This window comes from Pseudomonas sp. SWRI99 (genome assembly GCF_014270125.1).
GTDB classification, from domain to species: Bacteria; Pseudomonadota; Gammaproteobacteria; order Pseudomonadales; family Pseudomonadaceae; genus Aquipseudomonas; species Aquipseudomonas hamedanensis.
This window is the reverse complement of sequence record NZ_JABWQR010000026.1, coordinates 1-21347: the sequence shown is the minus strand read 5'-3', so window position 1 is coordinate 21347 and position 21347 is coordinate 1. Positions and strand designations below refer to the sequence as shown.

The 21347-nt window shown below is 62.9% G+C and carries 5 protein-coding genes; 3 read left to right on the top strand and 2 right to left on the bottom strand.

What is annotated here, in order from left to right; genetic code table 11:
* Positions 1–2: 2 nt before the first annotated feature.
* The 3 genes from HU743_RS20245 to HU743_RS20235 are packed head-to-tail and all read left to right on the top strand — an operon-like array spanning position 3 to position 16672.
* Complete coding sequence (locus tag HU743_RS20245; RefSeq protein WP_186650822.1) at positions 3–6533, top strand: non-ribosomal peptide synthetase; 6531 nt, start codon at positions 3–5, stop codon at positions 6531–6533.
* Positions 6534–15662, top strand: coding sequence for a non-ribosomal peptide synthetase (locus tag HU743_RS20240; protein WP_186650820.1), 9129 nt, complete (start codon positions 6534–6536; stop codon positions 15660–15662).
* Between the two features lie 56 nt (positions 15663–15718).
* Positions 15719–16672, top strand: a complete 954-nt coding sequence (locus HU743_RS20235; RefSeq protein ID WP_186650819.1) for an alpha/beta hydrolase — start codon at positions 15719–15721, stop codon at positions 16670–16672.
* Positions 16673–16799: 127 nt separating this feature from the next.
* Here the strand turns inward: HU743_RS20235 and HU743_RS20230 are convergent, their stop codons facing one another.
* Together HU743_RS20230 and HU743_RS20225 are read right to left on the bottom strand one after the other, a co-directional pair.
* The gene (locus tag HU743_RS20230; RefSeq protein WP_186622443.1) at positions 16800–19211 is read right to left on the bottom strand and encodes a TonB-dependent siderophore receptor; all 2412 of its coding nucleotides are present in this window, start codon (positions 19209–19211) and stop codon (positions 16800–16802) included.
* 151 nt (positions 19212–19362) lie between these two features.
* Positions 19363–21012, bottom strand: a complete 1650-nt coding sequence (locus HU743_RS20225; RefSeq protein WP_186650817.1) for a cyclic peptide export ABC transporter — start codon at positions 21010–21012, stop codon at positions 19363–19365.
* Positions 21013–21347 lie beyond the last annotated feature (335 nt).

Genomic DNA, 21347 nt, shown 5'->3' with positions numbered 1-21347 from the left:
GCATGCAGGAGTTGATTGAATCGGTAGGCGCGCTTTCTCCCGAGAAACGCAAGGCGCTGGCGATTCTACTGGGCAAACAGGGAGTCAACCTCTATGGCATCGCCCCGGTCTTCCGGCGTGGTGCCGACGAGCCCCTGTTGCTTTCCTATGCCCAGGAGCGGCAGTGGTTCCTCTGGCAGATGGAGCCGCACAGCGCCGCTTATCACATTCCCACCGCCCTGCGTCTGCGCGGGGCGCTGGACCTGCCGGCATTGCAGGCAAGCTTCGCGGCACTGATCGAGCGTCACGAAAGCCTGCGTACCGGCTTCGTTCTCGACGAACAGGGCCGGGTGCTGCAAGGTATTCAGGCGCCGTTTGAACTGGCATTGCCGGTGCAGGATGTGCAGGGCATTGACGACGCTGCGTTGAAGGCGCTGATCCAGGCGGAAATTGCTAAGCCGTTCGATCTGCTGCAAGGGCCACTGCTACGGATTCGCGTGTTGCGCGTGGCACCCGCGGAACATGTGTTGGTCGCTGTGCAGCACCACATCGTTTCCGACGGCGTGTCGATGCAAATCATGGTCGATGAGCTGATCCAGTTGTATGCCGGGCTCAGTCGCGGCCACGCGTTGACGTTGGCGCCGCTGCCGATCCAGTACGCCGACTATGCGCTATGGCAGCGCAGCTGGATGGAGGCGGGCGAGCGCGCGCGACAATTGGCGTATTGGACCGAGCGCCTCGCTGGCGAGGCGTCGGTGCTGGAGTTGCCGCTGGACCATCCGCGTCCGGCGAGCCAGAGTTTGCGCGGTGGCAGCCTCGATTGTGACTTGCCACCGGCCTTGAGCAAAGGACTTCAGGAGGTTGCCCGGCGCGAAGGCGTGACCTTGTTCATGTTGTTGCTGGCGTCGTTCCAGACCCTGTTGCATCGCTACAGTGGTCAGGGCGACATTCGCGTCGGCGTGCCGATTGCCAACCGCAATCGCAGCGAAACTGCCGGTCTGATCGGCTTCTTCGTCAACACCCAGGTGTTGCGTGCCGAGCTCGACGAGCAGCTGCCGTTCCGCGAACTATTGCAGCAGGTCAAGCAGCACGCGCTCGGCGCCCAGGCACATCAGGATTTGCCGTTCGAGCAATTGGTCGAAGCGCTGGCGCCGACCCGCAGCCTCAGCCGCAGTTCGTTGTTCCAGGTGATGTTCAATCACCAGACCGCAGCGCCGGCCACGCACAAACCGCTGCAAATGCCGGGGCTGAGCGTCGAGCCGGTGCGTTGGGACAGCCACACCGCGCCGTTCGACCTGACCCTCGACACGTATGAATCCGCCGCGGGCCTCAGCGCCTCTTTGGTGTTTGCCACCGACTTGTTCGAAGCCAAGACCATCGCACGCATGGCCGAGCACTGGCAGAACCTGCTGGCCGGCATCGTGGCCGACAGTGGTCAGCGCATTGGCGAGTTGCCGATGCTCAGCCGCGACGAGTTCGCGCAACTGCAACAGAGCAATGCGTTGCTGCCGATGGAGCGGCTGGCGGTGCACCAACGCTTTGCCCGCATCGCCGCGAGCCAGCCGCACGCCGTGGCGGTGCGTTGTGGCGAGCAGCAAATGAGTTTTGCCGAACTGGACGCGGCAGCCAATCGCCTGGCATGGCGTCTGCAAATCGCCGGCGCGGGGCCGGAAGTGCGCATCGGCATTGCGTTGCCGCGCAGTGCGCAGATGTTCGTGGCAATGCTGGCGGTGCTCAAGGCCGGTGCGGCCTATGTGCCGCTGGATGCCAGTTACCCGCGCGAGCGTCTGGCCTATTTGATTGACGACTCGGGAATGGCGCTGTTGCTCACCGACTCCAGCCTGATCACTCAGTTGCCGTTGCCGGCGGGTTTGCCGAACCTTTGCCTCGATACCCTGGACACCGGCGAATTTCCCGATACGGCGCCGGCGGTCGAGGTGCACGAACACAGCCTGGCGTACGTGATTTACACCTCGGGTTCGACCGGTCAGCCCAAAGGTGTCTGCGTGGACCATGGTCCGCTGGCCATGCATTGCCAGGCGATCGGTCAGCGCTATGCGATGACCCCGGACGATTGCGAACTGCATTTCATGTCGTTCGCGTTCGACGGCGCGCATGAGCGCTGGATAACACCACTGACCCACGGTTCAAGCCTGTTGTTGCGTGACGACAGTCTGTGGACCGCCGAGCAGACTTACCGCGCGATGCTGCGTCACGGCGTCACCGTTGTCGCGTTCCCTCCGGCTTATTTGCAGCAGTTGGCGGAGTTCGCCGAGAGCGAAGGCCATCCGCCGAAGGTGCGCATCTACTGCTTCGGCGGTGACGCGGTGCCGAACGACAGCTTCGAGCGCGTGCGTCGCGCCCTGGCGCCGCAACACATCATCAACGGTTACGGCCCGACCGAAACCGTGGTCACGCCGCTGCTGTGGAAAGCCGATCGCGATACCGCCTGCGGGGCGGCGTATGCGCCCATCGGCCAGCGCGTCGGCGAGCGCAGCACCTGGGTGCTCAGCGCCGAACTCAACCCGGTGCCGCAAGGTGTGGCAGGCGAGTTGTACCTGGGCGGCTATGGCATCGCCCGTGGTTATCTGGACCGTGCGGCGCTGACTGCCGAGCGGTTCGTCCCGGACCCGTTCGGCGAACCGGGCGCGCGCCTGTACCGCAGTGGCGATCAGGTGCGTCTGCGGGCCGATGGTGTATTCGATTATCAGGGGCGGGTCGACAACCAGGTCAAGGTGCGCGGTTTTCGCATCGAGCTGGGCGAGATCGAAGCGCGGCTGATGGCGCTCGATTCGGTGCGCGAGGCGGTGGTACTGGCGCAGGACGGCCCGAACGGCGCGCAACTGGTTGGTTACGTCGTCGCCGCGCAAACCGTTGACGCCTCGCAGGAAAGTGCCTGGCGTGAGCAGATTCGCACCAGCCTCAAGCGCAGCCTGCCGGATTACATGGTTCCGGCGTACTTGCTGGTGCTCGAGCAGATTCCCCTGACGCCGAATGGCAAGGTCGACCGCAAAGGTCTGCCCAAGCCCGACGCCAGTCTGATGCAGCAACGTTATGTTGCGCCGGTCAGCGAACTGGAACGGCAAACGGCGCAGATCTGGGCCGAGGTACTCAAGCTTGAACGCGTAGGGATGAGCGACAACTTTTTTGAGCTTGGCGGCCATTCGCTGTTGGTCACTCAAGTGCTGTCACGGGTGCGCCAGACCTTGCAGCGCGACGTGCCGCTCAAGGCGCTGTTCGAACACAACACCCTCGGCGCCTTTTGCGCGTATCTGAGCGAGGCGCAAAAGGCAGCGCAGCAACCGCCGCTGGTGGCGGTGCAACGCGGCGCACCGCTGCCGTTGTCGTACGCCCAGGAACGCCAATGGTTCCTGTGGCACATGGACCGCCACAGTTCTGCCTATCACATTCCGACCGCGCTGCGCCTGCGCGGGCCGCTGGACCAGCCCGCGCTGCAACGCAGTTTCGACACACTGATCGAGCGTCACGAAAGCCTGCGCACGCAGTTCCTGCAAGACGCCGACGGCACTCGCCAATCGATTCTGGCGCCGTTCAGCCTGGCGATCGAAACCCACAGCCTGGCCGCCAACAGCGACGCCGCCGCCCTCAAGGCACGGGTCGAAGCCGAGATCAGCCGGCCGTTCGACCTGCAACAAGGTCCGTTGCTGCGCGCCACATTGCTGCAACTGAGCGCTGACGACCATGTGCTGGTGCTGGTCCAGCACCACATCGTCTCCGATGGCTGGTCGATGCAGTTGATGGTCGATGAGCTGATTGCGCAGTACGCCGCTTACAGCCGTGGCGACACGCCTCAATTGCCGGCGCTGGCGATCCAGTACGCCGACTATGCGCTGTGGCAGCGCCAATGGATGGAGGCCGGCGAACGCGAGCGTCAACTCGATTACTGGCTGGCCCGATTGGGCGGCGAGCAACCGCTGCTGGAACTGCCGCTGGATCGTCCCCGCCCGGCCACGCAAAGTCTGCGCGGTGGACGTTTTGAACTGGCGCTGGATGGCGCGTTGAGTGACGCGTTGAACGAAGTGGCCCGCCGCGAAGGCGTGACGCTGTTCATGCTCTTGCTGGCATCGTTCCAGACCTTGCTGCACCGCTACAGTGGCCAAAACGATATCCGCGTTGGTGTGCCCGTCGCCAACCGCAACCGAGTCGAAACCGAAGGCCTGATCGGCTTCTTCGTCAACACTCAGGTCATGCGCGCCGACGTCAGCGGCGGGGTGCGTTTCAGCGATTTGCTGCAACAAGTCCGGCAAGCGGCGCTCGGTGCACAGGACCATCAGGATTTGCCTTTCGAGCAACTGGTTGAAGTGCTGCAACCGGAGCGCAGCCTCAGTCGCAGCCCACTGTTTCAGGTGATGTTCAACCATCAGGCCAAGGCCCGTCGCACCAGCGCCTTGGCGCAACTGCACAGCCTGCAGATCAGCGAAGTGAACTGGGACAGCTTGATGGCCCAGTTCGATCTGACCCTCAATACCGAAGAGTCGGCTGACGGCATCCACGCCTCGATGGTGTATGCCGCCGACCTCTTTGACGCCACCACCATCGCGCGCATGGCCATGGATTGGCAGGCGTTGCTGCGCGGCATTTGCCGGCAGCCGCAACAATTGATCGGCGAGTTGCCGATGCTTGAACAGTCGACGATCGAGCAGAGTCTGCGCGACTGGAACCCGGCGCCGCAGCACTGGAACCCGCAGCAGCCATTGCACCGTTTGTTCGAAGCGCAAGCACGCAAGGCGCCGAGCGCGATTGCCGTGAGCCTTGACGCACGGCAACTAAGTTATGCCGAACTCAACCGCCGGGCCAATCGTCTGGCCCATGCGCTGATGGCGCGCGGCGTCGGCGCTGACGTGCTGGTCGGTCTCGCAGCCGAGCGCTCTGTGGAGATGATTGTCGGCTTGCTGGCGATCCTCAAGGCTGGCGGCGCCTACCTGCCGCTGGACCCGCAATACCCGGCCGAGCGCCTGCACTACATGATCGAGGACAGCGGCATCGGGCTGTTGTTGAGTGGTCACGCTGTTCTCGACCACGTCGCGACCGGCCCGCAAGTGACGCGTTTGTCGCTGGACGATGGCGGCGAAGGCCAGCCGGAACAGGATCCGCAGACCCACGTCGACTGCGCCAACCTGGCCTATGTGATTTACACCTCCGGTTCCACCGGCAAGCCCAAGGGCACGTTGCTCAGCCACGCCAATGCGCTGCGTCTGATCGAGGCCACGCAAGACGGGTTCAAGTTCGGCCCTGAGGATTGCTGGACGCTGTTTCACTCGTACGCGTTCGACTTTTCGGTCTGGGAAATTTTCGGTGCATTGCTGCATGGCGGGCGTCTGGTGGTCGTGCCGCAGGACATCAGCCGTTCACCGCAGGACTTCTATGCCTTGCTCTGTCGCGAGCAGGTGACGGTGCTGAACCAGACACCGTCGGCGTTCAAGCAACTGATGCAGGTCGCCTGCGAATCGGCGCCCGGGTTGCAGCCGTCGCTGCGCTATGTGGTGTTCGGCGGCGAGGCGCTGGAGGTCAAGAGCCTGCGGCCATGGTTCGAACGTTTCGGCGACCGCGCGCCACAACTGGTCAACATGTATGGCATCACCGAAACCACTGTGCACGTCAGCTATCGACCATTGTCGCTGGCCGACCTTGAGACTGCCGTCGGCAGCCCGTTGGGGGCGCCGATTGCCGACCTGTCGTGGTACGTGCTGGATGCCGATCTCAATCCGGTCGCCCGGGGTTGCATCGGTGAACTGCACGTGGCGGGCGCCGGTCTGGCGCGCGGTTATCTGAACCGCACCGACCTCAGTGCATTGCGTTTTGTGCCGAACCCGTTCGGCACGTCAGGGCAGCGGTTGTACCGCACCGGCGACCTGGCGCGGTACTGCGCAGACGGACGCATTGAGTACCGGGGGCGCATCGACCATCAAGTGAAGATCCGCGGTTTCCGCATCGAGTTGGGCGAAATCGAAGCGCGTTTGCTGGCCTTGCCAGACGTGCGCCAAGCGGTGGTGCTTGATCAACCGGGGGCCGGCGGCGTGCAACTGGTGGCGTTTATCGTCGCCGCGTCAGCGCTCGATCCGCTGGAGCAGGGCGCCTGGCGCGAACAGGTGCGCCTGCGCCTGCGTCAGGATCTGCCGGACTACATGGTCCCGGCGCACCTGTTGCTGCTTGAGCAACTGCCGCTGACCGCCAACGGCAAACTCGATCGCAAGGCCCTGCCGACGGTCGATGCCAGCCAGTCGCAGCGCGCCTATGTCGCCCCGGTCAGTGAGCTGGAGCAACAGGTCGCGGCAATCTGGAGTGACGTGCTGAAACTCGATCGGGTCGGTCTGACCGACCATTTCTTTGAACTGGGAGGTCACTCCCTGCTGGTGATAAACATTGTGTCGCGCATCCAACTTGAACTCGGTATGAAGCTGCTCCCGCAAACCATTTTCCAGTACCCGGTACTCGGCGATCTGGTGGCGCAACTGCAAGGCCACGGCGAACAGGTCACGGCATCGAAACTGAGCCTGCTCGAAGACCTGCTCGATGAAATGGAGGACGCGTGAATGGACGTTAACGTCGCCACGCGGATTGCCCGCCGTTTCATTACCCTGCCGCTGGAAAAGCGCAAGGAATACCTGGCCAAGATGCTTGCCGAGGGCGTGTCCCCGGCCAACCTGCCGATTCCCGAAGTGCAGTCGGCGTTCGACACCCTGGGCCTCAGTTATGCGCAGGAACGTCAGTGGTTTCTCTGGCAACTGGAGCCGACCAGCGCCGCGTATCACATTCCGATGGCGCTGCGCCTGCGTGGCATGCTTGACGTCATGGCGCTGCAAAGCGCCTTCGACAGCCTGATCGAACGCCATCAGACCTTGCGCACGGTGTTCGTCGACGACGGCCAACGCCCGCGGCAAGTGATTGCCGAGGACGCCTTGCTGAGCATCGTCCGGCAGAATCTGCCCGCCGATACCGGCGATGCCGATTTGCAACGGCTCATCGAAGCCGAAATCCAGCAGCCGTTCAATCTGGCCGATGGGCCGTTGCTGCGGGTAAAACTGCTGCAGCTGGGGACCGAGGATCATGTGTTGATTCTGGTCCAGCACCACATCGTTTCCGATGGCTGGTCGATGCGCGTGATGGTCGATGAATTGATCAACCTGTACGCCGGCTACAGCAGCGGCCAGCCCGCGACGCTGCCGGCCTTGCCGATCCAGTACGCCGACTACGCGCTGTGGCAACGCAGCTGGATGGAGGCCGGTGAGCGCGAACGGCAACTGGCCTACTGGGTCGCGCAACTGGGCGGTGAGCAACCGGTGCTCGAATTGCCGCAGGACCGGCCACGGCCGGCGGTGCAGAGTTACCGCGGTGCGCGTCTGGACCTGCAAATCGATCCTGAGTTGAACCATGGCCTGCAAGCCATCGCCCGCCGTGAAGGCGTGACGCTGTTTATGGTCCTGTTGGCAGCGTTTCAGACTTTCTTGCATCGCTACAGCGGGCAGGGCGATATCCGCGTCGGCGTGCCTAACGCCAACCGTAACCGTACTGAAACCGAAGGCCTGATCGGCTACTTCGTCAACACCCAGGTGCTGCGTGCGCAGCTCGATTCGCGTCTGTCATTCAATGCCTTGCTGCAACAGGTCAAGCAAGCGGCGCTGGGCGCGCAGGCGCATCAGGAGTTGCCGTTCGAACAATTGGTCGAGGCACTGGCGCCGGAGCGCAGCCTCAATCGCAGTCCGTTGTTCCAGGTGATGTTCAACCACCAGACGGCCAGCGGCGCGCAAGGGGCGAACGCGTCGCTTGAACAGTTGCATGTCGAACCGATGAGCTGGGATACGCATCAGGCGCAACTCGACCTGACGCTGGAAACCCACGAATCGGCGCAGGGCCTCGGTGCTTCGCTGATCTACGCTACCGACCTGTTCGATGCCGCGACCATCGAGCGCATGGGCCGGCATCTGTTGGCATTGTTGCAGGCGCTTGTCGCGCAACCGCAACAAGCGCTCGGTGACTTGCCGATGCTCACCGCGCAGGAGTGCCAAGCGATCCTGCAAGGCTGGAACGACACGGCGACGAGCTACCCGCTGACCACCAGCATCCAGCAACTGATTGAAGCGCAAGTCGCGCAAACCCCTGACGCCCCGGCGCTGGCCTTTGGCGAGACGCGTCTGAGCTACGCGCAACTCAATGCCCGGGCCAATCGCCTGGCGCATCGCCTGATCGACATGGGCGTCGGCCCGGAGTCGCTGGTGGGCATCGCGCTGGAGCGTTCGGTCGAAATGGTTGTCGGCCTGCTCGCGGTGCTCAAGGCCGGTGGCGCTTACGTCCCGCTCGACCCGGATTATCCGCAGGAACGCCTGCGCTACATGATCGAAGACAGCGGCGTGCGGTTGCTGCTGACCCAGGCGGCGTTGCTCGACAGCTTGCCGCTGACCGATACCGTACAAACCCTGGCGCTGGACACGGTCGGCGAGTTGCAAGGGTATCCCGCGAGCGATCCGCAGGTGACGGTCGATGGCGAAAATCTCGCCTACGTGATTTACACCTCGGGCTCCACGGGCAAACCCAAGGGCGCCGGCAACCGTCATTCGGCGCTGACCAACCGTCTGTGCTGGATGCAGCAGGCCTATCGGTTGGGCGCCGACGACAGCGTGTTGCAAAAGACTCCGTTCAGTTTCGACGTGTCGGTCTGGGAGTTTTTCTGGCCGCTGATGACCGGCGCGCGGCTGGTTGTCGCGGCCCCGGGCGATCACCGTGACCCGGCGGCGCTGGTGGCCCTGATCAAGCGCGAACAGATCACCACGCTGCACTTTGTGCCGTCGATGTTGCAGGCGTTCCTGCAGGATGGCGAGGTGGCGACGTGCACCAGCCTCAAGCGCATTGTCTGCTCGGGCGAAGCGCTGCCGGCCGACGCCCAGCAGCAAGTGTTTGCCAAGCTGCCGCAGGCCGGGCTGTTCAACCTCTATGGCCCGACCGAAGCGGCCATCGACGTGACCCACTGGACGTGTGTCGACGAGGGGCGCGACAGCGTGCCGATCGGTGAGCCGATCGCCAATCTCGCTTGCTACATCCTCGATGAACAACTGCAACCGGTGCCGGTCGGCGTTCTTGGCGAGCTGTACCTGGCAGGCGAGGGCCTGGCCCGTGGTTATCATCAGCGTCCGGCGCTGACCGCCGAGCGTTTCGCCGTCAGCCCTTATGGCAAGGGCGAGCGGATTTATCGCACCGGTGATCTGGCCCGCTACCGCGACAACGGGGTGATCGAATACGCCGGACGCATCGACCATCAGGTCAAGCTGCGCGGCTTGCGCATCGAAATGGGCGAGATCGAAGCGCGCCTGCTCGAACATCCAGCGGTGCGCGAAGCGGTGGTGCTGGTCATCGATGGCAAGCAGTTGGTGGCGTACGTCGTGCTGGCCGAAGAGGACACTGATTGGCGCGAAGCGCTGGCCGCGCACGTGCAGCAGCAACTGCCGGAATACATGGTGCCGACCCAATGGCTGGCGCTCGAGCAGATGCCGTTGAGCCCCAACGGCAAGCTCGACCGCAAGGCCTTGCCGAAACCCGATGCGAGTACCGCCCAGCCGCAATACCAGGCGCCCGCCAACGCCATGGAGCAACAACTGGCGGACATCTGGCAGTCGGTGCTGGGCCTTGCGCAGGTCGGCGTCAGCGATAACTTTTTCGCCCTCGGTGGCGACTCGATCATTTCGATCCAGGTGGTCAGCCGCGCCCGTCAGGCCGGTGTGCATTTCACCCCCAAAGATTTGTTCCAGCATCAGACCGTCCGCAGCCTGGCGACCGTCGCCTCGCTGGGCGAAGGTGCTGTACAAATCGATCAGGGCCCGGTGACTGGCAGCACGCCGCTGTTACCGTTCCAACAGCTGTTTTTTGCCACCGACATCCGCGAGCGTCATCACTGGAACCAGTCCTTGCTGCTCAAGCCTGCGCAAGCCTTGCACGGGGAAACGCTGGAGCAGGCGCTGCACGCCTTGGTTCGTCACCACGATGCCTTGCGCCTGACCTTCACGCCAAACCCACACGGCTGGACTGCCGCACACCGGGCGGTCGATGACCGGCAGCCGCTGTTGTGGCAGACCGCGCTGAACCATGCCGATGAAGTCGAAGCGGCTTGCGACGAAGCGCAGCGCAGCCTTGATCTGGCAAACGGTCCGCTGTTGCGCGCCATGTTGCTGAGCCTGGCCGATGGCAGCCAGCGCCTGTTGCTGGTGGTCCATCACCTGGCCGTCGACGGTGTGTCGTGGCGCGTGTTGCTGGAAGACCTGCAAGACGCTTATCGCCAAGTGCAGGCCGGGCAAACGCTGAAACTGCCCGCCAAGACCAGCGCGTTCAAGCACTGGGCCGAAGCCTTGCAGGCGCACACGATTAATCTGGCCGGCGAGCTGGATTTCTGGCGCGGGCAGTTGCTCGATGCACCGCAGGATTTACCGCGCGACAACCGCGACGGGCGGCTTCACAACCATTTGGCATCGAGCGTGCGCACTCAGCTGGATAAACAGCTGACGCGCAAACTGCTGCAACAGGCTCCGGCGGCGTATCGCACCCAGGTCAACGACTTGCTGCTGACGGCGTTGGCACGGGTCATCTGCCGCTGGACCGGCGAAGCCTCGACCTTGATTCAGCTCGAAGGTCATGGCCGCGAAGAGCTGATCGAGGGCATCGACCTGAGCCGCACCGTGGGCTGGTTCACCAGCCTCTACCCGGTGCGCCTGACACCGCAGACGCCGCTGGCCGGTTCGATCAAACAGGTCAAGGAACAACTGCGCGCGATCCCCAACAAAGGCCTGGGGTTTGGTGCCTTGCGGTACCTGGGCGACGAGGCTGCACGCGCCGCGCTGGCGGATCTGCCCGATGCGCGGATTACCTTCAACTACCTCGGCCAGTTCGACAGTCAGTTCGATGAAGCCGCACTGTTTGTCCCGGCGGCAGAGAGCGCCGGTCGCGAGCAAAGTCCGCTGGCACCGTTGAGCAACTGGCTGGAAGTCAGCGGTCAGGTGTATGGCGCCGAACTCAAGTTGAGCTGGACCTTCAGTCGCGAGATGTTCAACGAAGCGACGATCCAGCGTCTGGCCGATGACTACGCGCTTGAGCTGGCAGCGTTGATCGAGCATTGCTGCGCGCCGGGCAATCGCGGCATCACGCCGTCTGACTTCCCGCTGGCGGCACTGACCCAGGCGCAACTCGACGCCTTGCCGCTCGCCGTGGCGGACATCGAAGACATTTATCCGCTGTCGCCGATGCAGCAGGGCATGTTGTTCCACACGCTGTCCGACGACGGCGATGACCTGTACATCAACCAGATCAACCTGCCGGTCGAAGGCATGGATCCGGAGCGCTTCCGTCGTGCCTGGCAGCATGTGATCGGGCGCCACGCGATTCTGCGCACGTCGTTCCACTGGCAGGGCGGACAGACGTCGCCGATCCAGGTCGTGCAGCACCACGCCGAGGTCGATCTGCAAGTGCTTGACTGGCGCGGCCAGGACATTGGCGAGCAGCGTCTGGCCGGGCGTGCCCGTGAGGAACGTGCGCGTGGTTTCGAGTTGCACCGGGTGCCGTTGCAGCGTTTGCTGTTGATCCGCACGGATGAAGACAGTCACCAACTGATCTGGACCAGCCACCACATTCTCATGGACGGCTGGAGCAGTTCGCAGTTGTTCGGCGAGGTGTTGCAGCACTACGCCAGCGGCGAAGTAGTGGGGGACAGCGGTCGTTACCGTGATTTCATCGAATGGCTGCAAAGCCAGGATAAGGGACGCCTCGAACAGTTCTGGCGCGGTCATCTGCAAACCCTGGCCGAGCCGACGGCGCTGAGCCAGGCCATGCATCCGCGTCACGTCGACACCGCAGCCGGCCACGAAGCGCTGTACACCAAATGGGATGAGCAACAGACCCGCCGACTGCAGCAGCACTGCCGGGCGCACGGCATCACCGCCAACACGCTGATTCAGGGGGCGTGGTTGCTGGTGCTGCAACGCTACACCGGGCAAAGCAGCGTGGCCTTCGGTGCGACGGTCGCGGGGCGTCCGGAAGGGCTGGCCAATGCTGACAGCATGCTGGGCCTGTTCATCAACACCTTGCCGGTGATCCAGACCCTGCAACCGGCGCAACGCCTCAGTGACTGGCTGGCGCAACTGCAAGCCTACAACCTTGATCTGCGTGACCACGCCCACGCGCCACTGGCGGATATTCAGCGCTGGTCGGGGCACGGCGGGCAGATGTTGTTCGACAGCATCATTGTGTTCGAGAACTACCCGATCGACCGTCGTCTGGAAGAAGCCAAGGGCGGTTTGCGGTTCGGCGCTTCGGCCAACCACGACGTGACCAACTTCCCGATGGACCTGGCGGTGCACCTGAACGAAGAACTGTCCATCGAGTACCTGTTTTTGCGCGACTGCTTCAGTGTCGAAGCGGTGCAGCGTATCCGCCAGACCATGGAAGTCACCCTGCAAGCGATGCTCGACACGCCGCACGAATACCTCGGCAGCCTGCAACGTCTGGCGCCGCAGCAATGGCAGGCCTTGCAAGCCTGGGGCCGTGAGCCGGCGCCACGCGAGCAGCGCGAATGGCTGCCGCTGATGATCGCCGAGCATGCCCGCCATCGCCCGCAGGCCCACGCCGTAGAGTGTGCCGGGCAGGTGCTGAGCTACGCCGAACTGGACCGCCAGGCCAACCGCCTCGCCCATCACCTGATTGCCCACGGTGCGGGGCCGGAAGTGTTGATCGGCGTGGCGCTGGAGCGCTCGCTGGACATGCTCGTGGCGTTGCTCGCGGTGTTCAGGAGCGGCGCGGCCTACGTGCCGCTGGACATCGACTATCCGCGTGATCGCCTGGCCTTCATGATCGAGGATTCCGGCATGGCGCTGATGATCAGTCGTGGCCAATTGTCGGCGCGTCTGCCGTTGCCGCACGGGTTGCCACGGGTTGACCTCGATGGTTTCGACGGCAGCGTTTACCCAGACACGGCGCCACCGGTTGAGGTGTGCGAAGACACCCTGGCGTATCTGATCTACACCTCCGGCTCCACTGGTTTGCCCAAGGGCGTGGCGGTCACCCACGGCCCGTTGAGCATGCACTGCCAGGCGATCCGCGAGCTGTATGAAATGGACCACACCACCCGCGAACTGCATTTCATGTCGTTCGCGTTTGACGGTGCCCATGAACGTTGGCTGACTACGCTGGCGTTCGGCGGCACGCTGGTGCTGCGCGACAATGAACTGTGGACGCCGGAGCAGACCAGCCACGCGTTGCAGACCCTGTCGATCGACATTGCCTGTTTTCCGCCGGCCTATCTCAAGCAAGTCGCCGAATACGTGCAGGCCAGTGGTTCGAGTGCGCCCAAGGTCCGCATCTATTGCCTGGGGGGTGACGCGGTGCCGGAGCAGACCCTGCAAGAGGTGCGCAACGTCCTGCGTCCGCAATACATCACCAACGGCTACGGGCCGACCGAAACCGTGGTCACCCCGATGCTCTGGAAAGCCGCCCACGACGAGCCTTGCGCCGCAGCGTATGCGCCGATCGGGCGCGTTGTCGGTCAGCGCTCGCTGTGGATTCTGGACGATGATCTGAATCCGTTGCCGGCCGGTCTGGCCGGGCAACTGCACATCGGCGGGTACGGGGTCGCCCGGGGTTATCACGGGCGAGCTTCGATCACCGCCGAACGTTTCGTGCCGGACCCGTTCGGTGCGCCGGGCAGTCGCCTGTATCGCAGCGGCGACCTGGTACGCCTGCGGGATGACGGCGTGACGGATTACGTCGGCCGCGCCGACCATCAGGTCAAGGTGCGTGGTTTCCGTATCGAACTCGGCGAAATCGAAGCCTGCCTGCGCTTGCAGGACGGTGTCACCGACGCCGTGGTGATTGCCCGTGACGGTGTGTCCGGCAAGCAACTGCTCGGTTATGTGGTGTGTGACAGCGATGATGAGGCGCGCACTGTCGAGCGGCTCAAGAGCGAACTGCGTGCACGCTTGCCGGATTACATGGTGCCGGCGCAGATCATGTGCCTGACGCGGCTGCCGGTTTCGCCCAACGGCAAACTCGATCGCAAAGCCTTGCCAGAGCCGCAGGTGCAGCTTGAACAGTACGTGGCACCGCGCACCGAGGAAGAAGCCTTGCTCGCGCAAATCTGGGCAGAAGTGCTGCAGGTTGAGCAGGTGGGCTTGAGCGACAATTTCTTCGAACTCGGTGGCGACTCGATTCTGAGCCTGCAAGTGATCTCCCGGGCGCGTAACCATCCGCAGCTCAAACTCGATCTGAAACTGCGCGACCTGATGCGGTTCCAGACCATCGGCAATCTGTTCGACCAGCAAGCGGTCCACCGTGCCAGCGCCGAGGAGACTCGGGCGGTGCGCGAGGGCGCGTTCCCGCTGATCCCGATCCAGCAGTGGTTCTTCGACGAGGAAATGGCCGCGCCGCACCACTTCAACCAGGCGCTGATCCTGCGGTCGCGTCAGGCGCTCGATGCGCTGGCGCTGGAGAAAAGCCTGATGGCCATGCTGGAGCAGCACGATGCGCTGCGCCTGCGCTTCGTCCGCGAGGGCGGCGTCTGGACCCAGCATTACCAGAGCCTCGACGCCTGCCGGCAACAGGCCCGGCAAACGCCGTTGCTGTGGGTGCATCAAGTGGCCGACAAGGATGAACTGGAAGTGCTCGCCAATCAGGCGCAGCGCAGCCTGAAGCTCGGCGAGGGACCTCTGGTGCGTGGCTTGCTGGCGACGCTGCCGGACGGCGAGGCGCGGCTGTTGCTGGTCATCCATCACTTGGTGGTCGACGGCGTGTCGTGGCGGGTTCTGTTGCAGGATCTGCAAACCGCATATGACGCTTATTGCCTCGGCGCCGAACCCGAACTGCCGGTGCGCACCAGCAGCTTTCGCGATTGGGCCGAACACCTCAGCGCGCACACCCGCACGCTGATCGACGAGGAGCTGGATTATTGGCTGCAAACCCTCGACCAGCCCGGCAAAGAGCTGCGTTGTGACAACCCGCGTGGCAAGAATCTGGTGCGCCATCGCGCCGAGGCGGTGATGAACCTCGATGAAACGTTGACCGCCAGTCTGCTCAAACAGGCACCGGCGGTTTACCAGACGCAGATCAACGACCTGTTGTTGACCGCGCTGGGTCGCGTGCTGTGCCGCTGGAACGATGAGACGTCGGTGCTGGTGCAACTTGAGGGGCATGGTCGCGAAGACCTTTTCGAGAACCTTGACCTGAGCCGCACCCTGGGCTGGTTCACCACCATGTTCCCGGTGCGTCTGGCGCCTGGGCACGACACCGATATCGGCGAGGCGATCGTCACTGTGCGCGATCAATTGCAGAGTCTGCCCAACAAGGGGGTCGGCTACGGCGCGTTGCGACACATGGCGGGCGCGCCGTTGGCGCAGCGTCTGGCGGCACTGCCGCAGGCGCGCGTGACTTTCAACTATCTGGGGCAGTTCGATCAGAGCTTTGACGAGCAGGCCTTGCTGGTGCCGGCCGATGACAACATCGGCGACAGCTATGACATGGACGCGGGCATGGCCAACTGGCTGGAACTGGTGGGGCAGGTGTACAACGGCCGTTTGGCGTTCCGCTGCATTTACAGCACACGGCGTTACCGGACCAGCACCGTCGAGCGTCTCATGGCCGATTACCAGCGCGAGTTGCAAGCGCTGATCGAACACTGCCTGGCGCAGTCGGCATGAGCCTTTTTCAACCTTCGATAGAGGGGCGGCCTGCGGGCCGCACCAGGATCTCCTTAATGTCTTTGAATCCGGAAATCGCTGCGTTTCTCGACTTGGTCGAGGCCAACCAGACAGACGCTACGCAGGCTTTTCATCAGCAGATGCCGGCACAGGCGCGGCAAGCGTTCGAACAATCTTCGGCGCGCATGCGCTGGCAAGTACCGCAGGTGCTGTCGCGCGACCTGAGTTACCCGACCCGTGACGGCGACTCGCTGGCGGTGCGGATCTATACGCCGGTCACCGACAGCAAGCAGGCGCTGCCAGTGACGGTGTTCCTCCACGGCGGTGGTTTTGTAGTGGGCAGTCTCGATTCCCACGACGGTATTTGCCGCGAGTTCTGTCACCGCACGCCGTGTGCCGTGGTAGCGGTGGAATATCGTCGTGCGCCGGAGTTCAAGTTCCCCACGGCGTTGCACGATTCCGCCGACGCGCTGACCTGGCTGGCGCAGCAGGCTAGCGCGCTGAACCTCGACAGCTCACGGCTGGCATTGGCCGGTGACAGCGTCGGCGCTACCCTGGCGACGGTGCTGGCGATTGAGGCGGCGGCCAGTGCGCAGGCGCTGCAACCGTGTCTGCAACTGCTGTGTTATCCAGTGACCGACGCGTCGCGCAGCACGGAATCGCGGGAACTGTTCAGCGAAGGTTATCTGCTGGAAAGTCCGACGCTGGAGTGGTTCTACGATCATTACGCGCGCACAGCAGAAGATCGCGCCGACTGGCGTTTCTCGCCGTTGCTGGCGCCGAACCTGGGCGGTGTCGCACCGGTTCACCTGGCGCTCGCCGGCTTCGATCCGTTGATCGATGAAGGCCGTGCGTATGCGCAACGTCTGCAGGCGAGCGGTGTGGCGGTGCAGTGCAAGGAATACACCGCACTGGTGCACGACTTCCTGCGCATGCCGATGGTCACTGGTGAAATCGAAAGCGTGTATCAGGAGCTGACCGAGGTGTTGCGCAAGGCGCTCTACCCATAAGACTGACCTGTCACACACACCAAGGCCGGAGCGGGGCAACCCCTCCGACCTTTTTTGTTGCCGATGAAAGGCGGGCATAAAAAAACGCACCGTCAGACGGTGCGTTTGTTCAGGCCGTGGCCAGGGATCAGAAGCTGTACTTGAAGCTGGTCATGAAGTTGCGCGGAGCGCCGTACATGCCGTCGTAGTAGACCATCGAGTAGTACTCGCGATCGAACAGGTTGTTGACGTTGAGCGAGGCGCTGAGGTTCTTGGTAATGTCGTAACGCGCCATCAGGTTGGTGACCGCGTAGCTGCCTTGCTCGTAGTAGCGCAGGTCTTCGCCGATCTTCGATTGCCAGTTCACGCCACCGCCGACGGTGACCTTGTCCAGCGCGCCGGGCAGGCGATACGAGGTGAAGGTCTTGAGCATGTGGCGCGGCGCGTTGGTGACGATGCGCGCGTCGTCGGCGTTGGTGGTGACGCTGTAGGCGTAGCCCGCAGACGCTTGCCAGCCTTCAGCCAGTTCGCCGTTCAGTTCCAGTTCAACGCCCTTGGTCTCGGTGCTTTGCTCCAGCCGATAAGCCTGGGTGTCAGACATCCACACCGCGAGGTTGTCCTGCTCCAGTTTGAAGAGGGCCAGGCTGGTGTTGAGTTTCTCGTCGAAGAACGTGCCCTTGACGCCCACTTCGTAGCCTTTGCCTTCGGTCGGTGCGAGCGATTTGTTGTTGATGTCGCGAACGTAAGACGCCTGCGGATTGAAGATCTTGGTGTAACTGGCGTACAGCGACCAGTTGTCATCCAGGTCGTACACCACACCGGTGTACGGCGTGAAGATACCGGTTTCACGTTCCTTCACGGTACTCGCTTCACCGCCGTATGGCTGGGTGTCGGTGTCACGTTTCCAGTCAGTCAGACGGCCGCCGAGGATGACGGTCAGGTCGTCGGTGACATGGAAGCGTGAGGTCAGATAAGTACCCAGTTGCTTCTCTTCCATGTGGCCCTTGCTGACGACAGGCGTGGCCGGTTTTGGCGAGTTGCCGTCCCAGTGGCTGATGTCCGGAACGTTGAAGCTGTAGTCACGCAGCCAGTCGCCGTAGCTCGGTGTGGATTCCTTGTAGTTGGTCGCGGTTACGCCGAGGATCAACTCATGCTCGCGACCGAACAGCGAGAACGGGCCGGTGAAGTAGGCGTCGATGTTGTCCTGGCGCGGCGTACCGGACCAGCGGACCGGCAGCAGACCCGTGCCGGAGCCGGTGGCCTGGTCGAGGGTGCCGGTGGCCACGGCATAGAGCTGGTCGAATTTGTTCTCGGTGTGGCCGTATTCGATCTTGCCGCTCCAGCCGTTATCGAACTGATGCTCGACGGAGGTGAAGAAGTTGGTTTGATCGTGGTCGTTATAAGACCAGTCCGGCGAGGTATTCAGCGAGCGGTGAACGTGGGATTTTTCGCCGTTGGTGAAATACGACGGGTAGCCGCCGCGCATCGGCGAGTCGACCTGGGTTTTCTGGTAGCTGAAGCCGACGGTCAGCAGTGTCGCCTCGCTGAGGTCGAACTCGGTGATGCCGTAGACCAGTTGCGAATCCTGTTTGAAGCGATCAACCCACGAGCCCTGGGTCTTGTAATCGACGACCAGCCGCCCACGCACATTGCCGGATTCGGTCAGCGGGCCGGAAACGTCCATGCCGGTGCCGTAGCGATCCCAGTTGCCGGCCTCGCCCGTAACGCTGGCCTGGGCTTCAGCGGTCGGACGCTTGCGGATCAGGTTGATGGTTGCCGACGGGTTGCCCAGGCCGCTGATCAGGCCTGTCGCGCCTCGGACGACTTCCACGCGGTCGTACATCGCGGTGCTTTGGGTGTAGTTGTCCAGACGCGTGGATGTGGGTACGCCGTCTACTTCAAAGTTCTGGATCTGCGAGCCGCGCGACCAGTAAGTGTCGTTCTCGGTGCCCATGCCATTGCGGGTCACGGTGATGCCGGCGGTGGCGTCGAGCACGTCGGTCAGGTTGGTCAGCTTCTGGTCATCCAGACGCTGGCGGGTCAACACGGTGACCGACTGCGGCGTTTCCCGCGGCGTCAGGTTCAGACGCGTCGAGCTACTCGACGAGTAGGTGGTGTACAGCCCTGTGCCTTCGGTCTGCGAGCCCGGTGCCTTGCCGGAAATCGAGATCGCGCCCAACTGCATGGCATCGCCGGCAGCGCCGCTGACCGGAATCAACGACACCGTGTTACCGGTAATCTGGTACGTCAGGCCGCTCCCCAGCAGCAGACGGTGCAAGGCCTCTTCCGGCTCCAGAGTGCCGGACACCGCGTTGGCTTTCAGCCCTTGCAGCAGCTGCGGGTCGTAGATGATCTGCAAGTTGGACTGTTGCCCGAGTTGCTGCAAGGCACTGGACAGCGGTTGGGCCGCAACGTTGATGCTGGTCGGCGCCGCAAGGACCTCACCGGCACCCAGCAGAAGCAGGGTAGTCAGCAGGGCGCGGGGCAGGATCACCTGGCGCTGAGTCTGACGCTGGATCGCCGTGGCCAGTGGTGCGCGGGACAAGGATGGGCTGTGCATTACTTCAAATGCTCCTGAAAGGCGTGTGCAGTTTTGTAGTTAATGATAATTAGACGCAACAACCCGATGAAACCGGAAAAATAAATCCCGCACACTGCGAAAAAATCGTCTATCGCCAGCGACGGGATTGTCCGCACGCACTGTTTCGCGGTCAGGCCGGCGCCAGCTCCGTCATCACCCGACCCGCTTCCATGCGCACCAATTGGTCGGCGACGTCGAAATAACGGTCATCGTGGGAGATCACGATGATGGTTTTGCCCAGCCGCTTGAGGTCCGGCAGCAGCTCGGTGTAGAAAATCCGCCGGAAGGTCGGGTCCTGGTCCGCCGCCCATTCATCGAATACCAGCACCGGCCGTTCTTCGAGCCAGGCATTGACCAGCGCCAGACGCTTGCGTTGCCCGGTGGACAGGTCAGTGGTGGTGAAACTGCCGTCCTGCACGCTGACTTTGTGGGCGATTTCCAGACGTTGCAGGTACTTGTTGGCGTCGTCGGGGATGTGCGTATCGCCTTGCACCACGTCGTCGAACAAGTAGTAGTCGGCAAAAATCGTGGTGAACAACTGGCGGTAATCGTCGCGGTTCTCGGCGTTTACGGGCTGCCCGTTGAGGCGGATTTCACCGTGTTGCGGCGGGTACAGGCCCAGCAGCAACTTGATCAGGGTGGTCTTGCCGCAGCCGTTTTCACCGACGATGAAAATGATCTCGCCCTGTTCGATCGTCAGATTGACCGGGCCCAGACGGAACGCCTCGCTGCCCGGCACGGCAGGGAAGGCATAGCTGACGTCCTTGAGTTCGAGGCGGGTAACGGCCGCGGCTTTCTGGCCGTGGTCGTCGAGCAACAGGTGCGGTTCGGGCGAGGAAAACTGTTCCGACAACTCGGCGATACGGCGAAACGCGATTTGCGCGCGGCTGACGATCGGCAGAGTCCCGACCAGATGTTCCAGCGGGCCTTTCATATAGAGCAATACCAGGACGAAACCGCTCATGACGGTTTTGTCGGCGCTCGGCCAGTAGGTCTGCAAGGCAAGCGCCAGGCCGATCACCACGAAGAACAGCATCGAGCCGAACGTCTTGGCGATCACGAACGTGTTGATCGAGCGGATCTGCGTGCGGCAGATGAACTCGGCCGTGGTTTTTATGCCGGCAACGAACATGCGCTGACGGCGCGGCCGGTGGATGCGCAGCTCCTTGGCGCCTTCGGCAATGGCGTTGTAGTGTTTTTGCAGTTCGTCTTCGGCGTCACGCGCGGCCATGAAGCCCTGGATACCTCGGCCCTGAGCGAAATACTGAATGCCGGTGCCGATGATGATCGCGACCACCATGATCAGGAACATCGGCCACGACAGCATCGCCAGATAACCCATACAACCGAGGGTCACGGTCAGGGAAATCGCCAGCGGAGCGAAGGCGAAGGCAAAGTCGCTGATGGTGTCGACGTCGTGCGTCAGCACCGGAATCAGGCGATGGCTGCGATAGCGCTCGATTTGCTCGATCGGTGCCGACAGGACTTTCTCGCCCAGCTGTTTGCGCAAGGTGGCAATGATGTGTTGGCCGACGAAGTTGGTGCCGATGTCCGAGCAGATCGAACTGAGCAGCGCCAGCAGGCAGAGCCCGGCAAACAGGGCGACGACACCCTGGGTCAGGCCGGCTTCGGAATGCAGCGCCGAATTGATCGTCGCCAGCAGCACCGTGACGCTGAGGCCACCGACCATGCCCAGCAGGATCGACACAATGACGACGAGCCTGAACGGCCTGAGTAGCGTGAACAATTCGTGGATGGCACCGCGTGGGGGCTGGGACATGGGGGAACAGTTCCTTGGGTCGTGGAGACAGATACCCAATAGAACGTCTGGTAAGGCGCTTAATTTAGACGTTCAGCGACTGACGGTGGCCCGCAGGTCGTCAAGGCTGTGGGAGTCGGCAAGCTTGTTCCCACAGTGGCTTTCGGTGATGTCCCTGGCCGGTTCCGGCACAACAACCTGTGGGAGCGAGCCTGCTCGCGAAGAGGCCAGCGCAGCCAACATCTGCGCCGCCTGACCCACCGCTTTCGCGAGCAAGCCCGCTCCCACACTGGCTTGTGGTGATGTTCCTGACCGGGTTTGGCACAAAAACTGTGGGAGCGGGCTTGCCCGCGAAG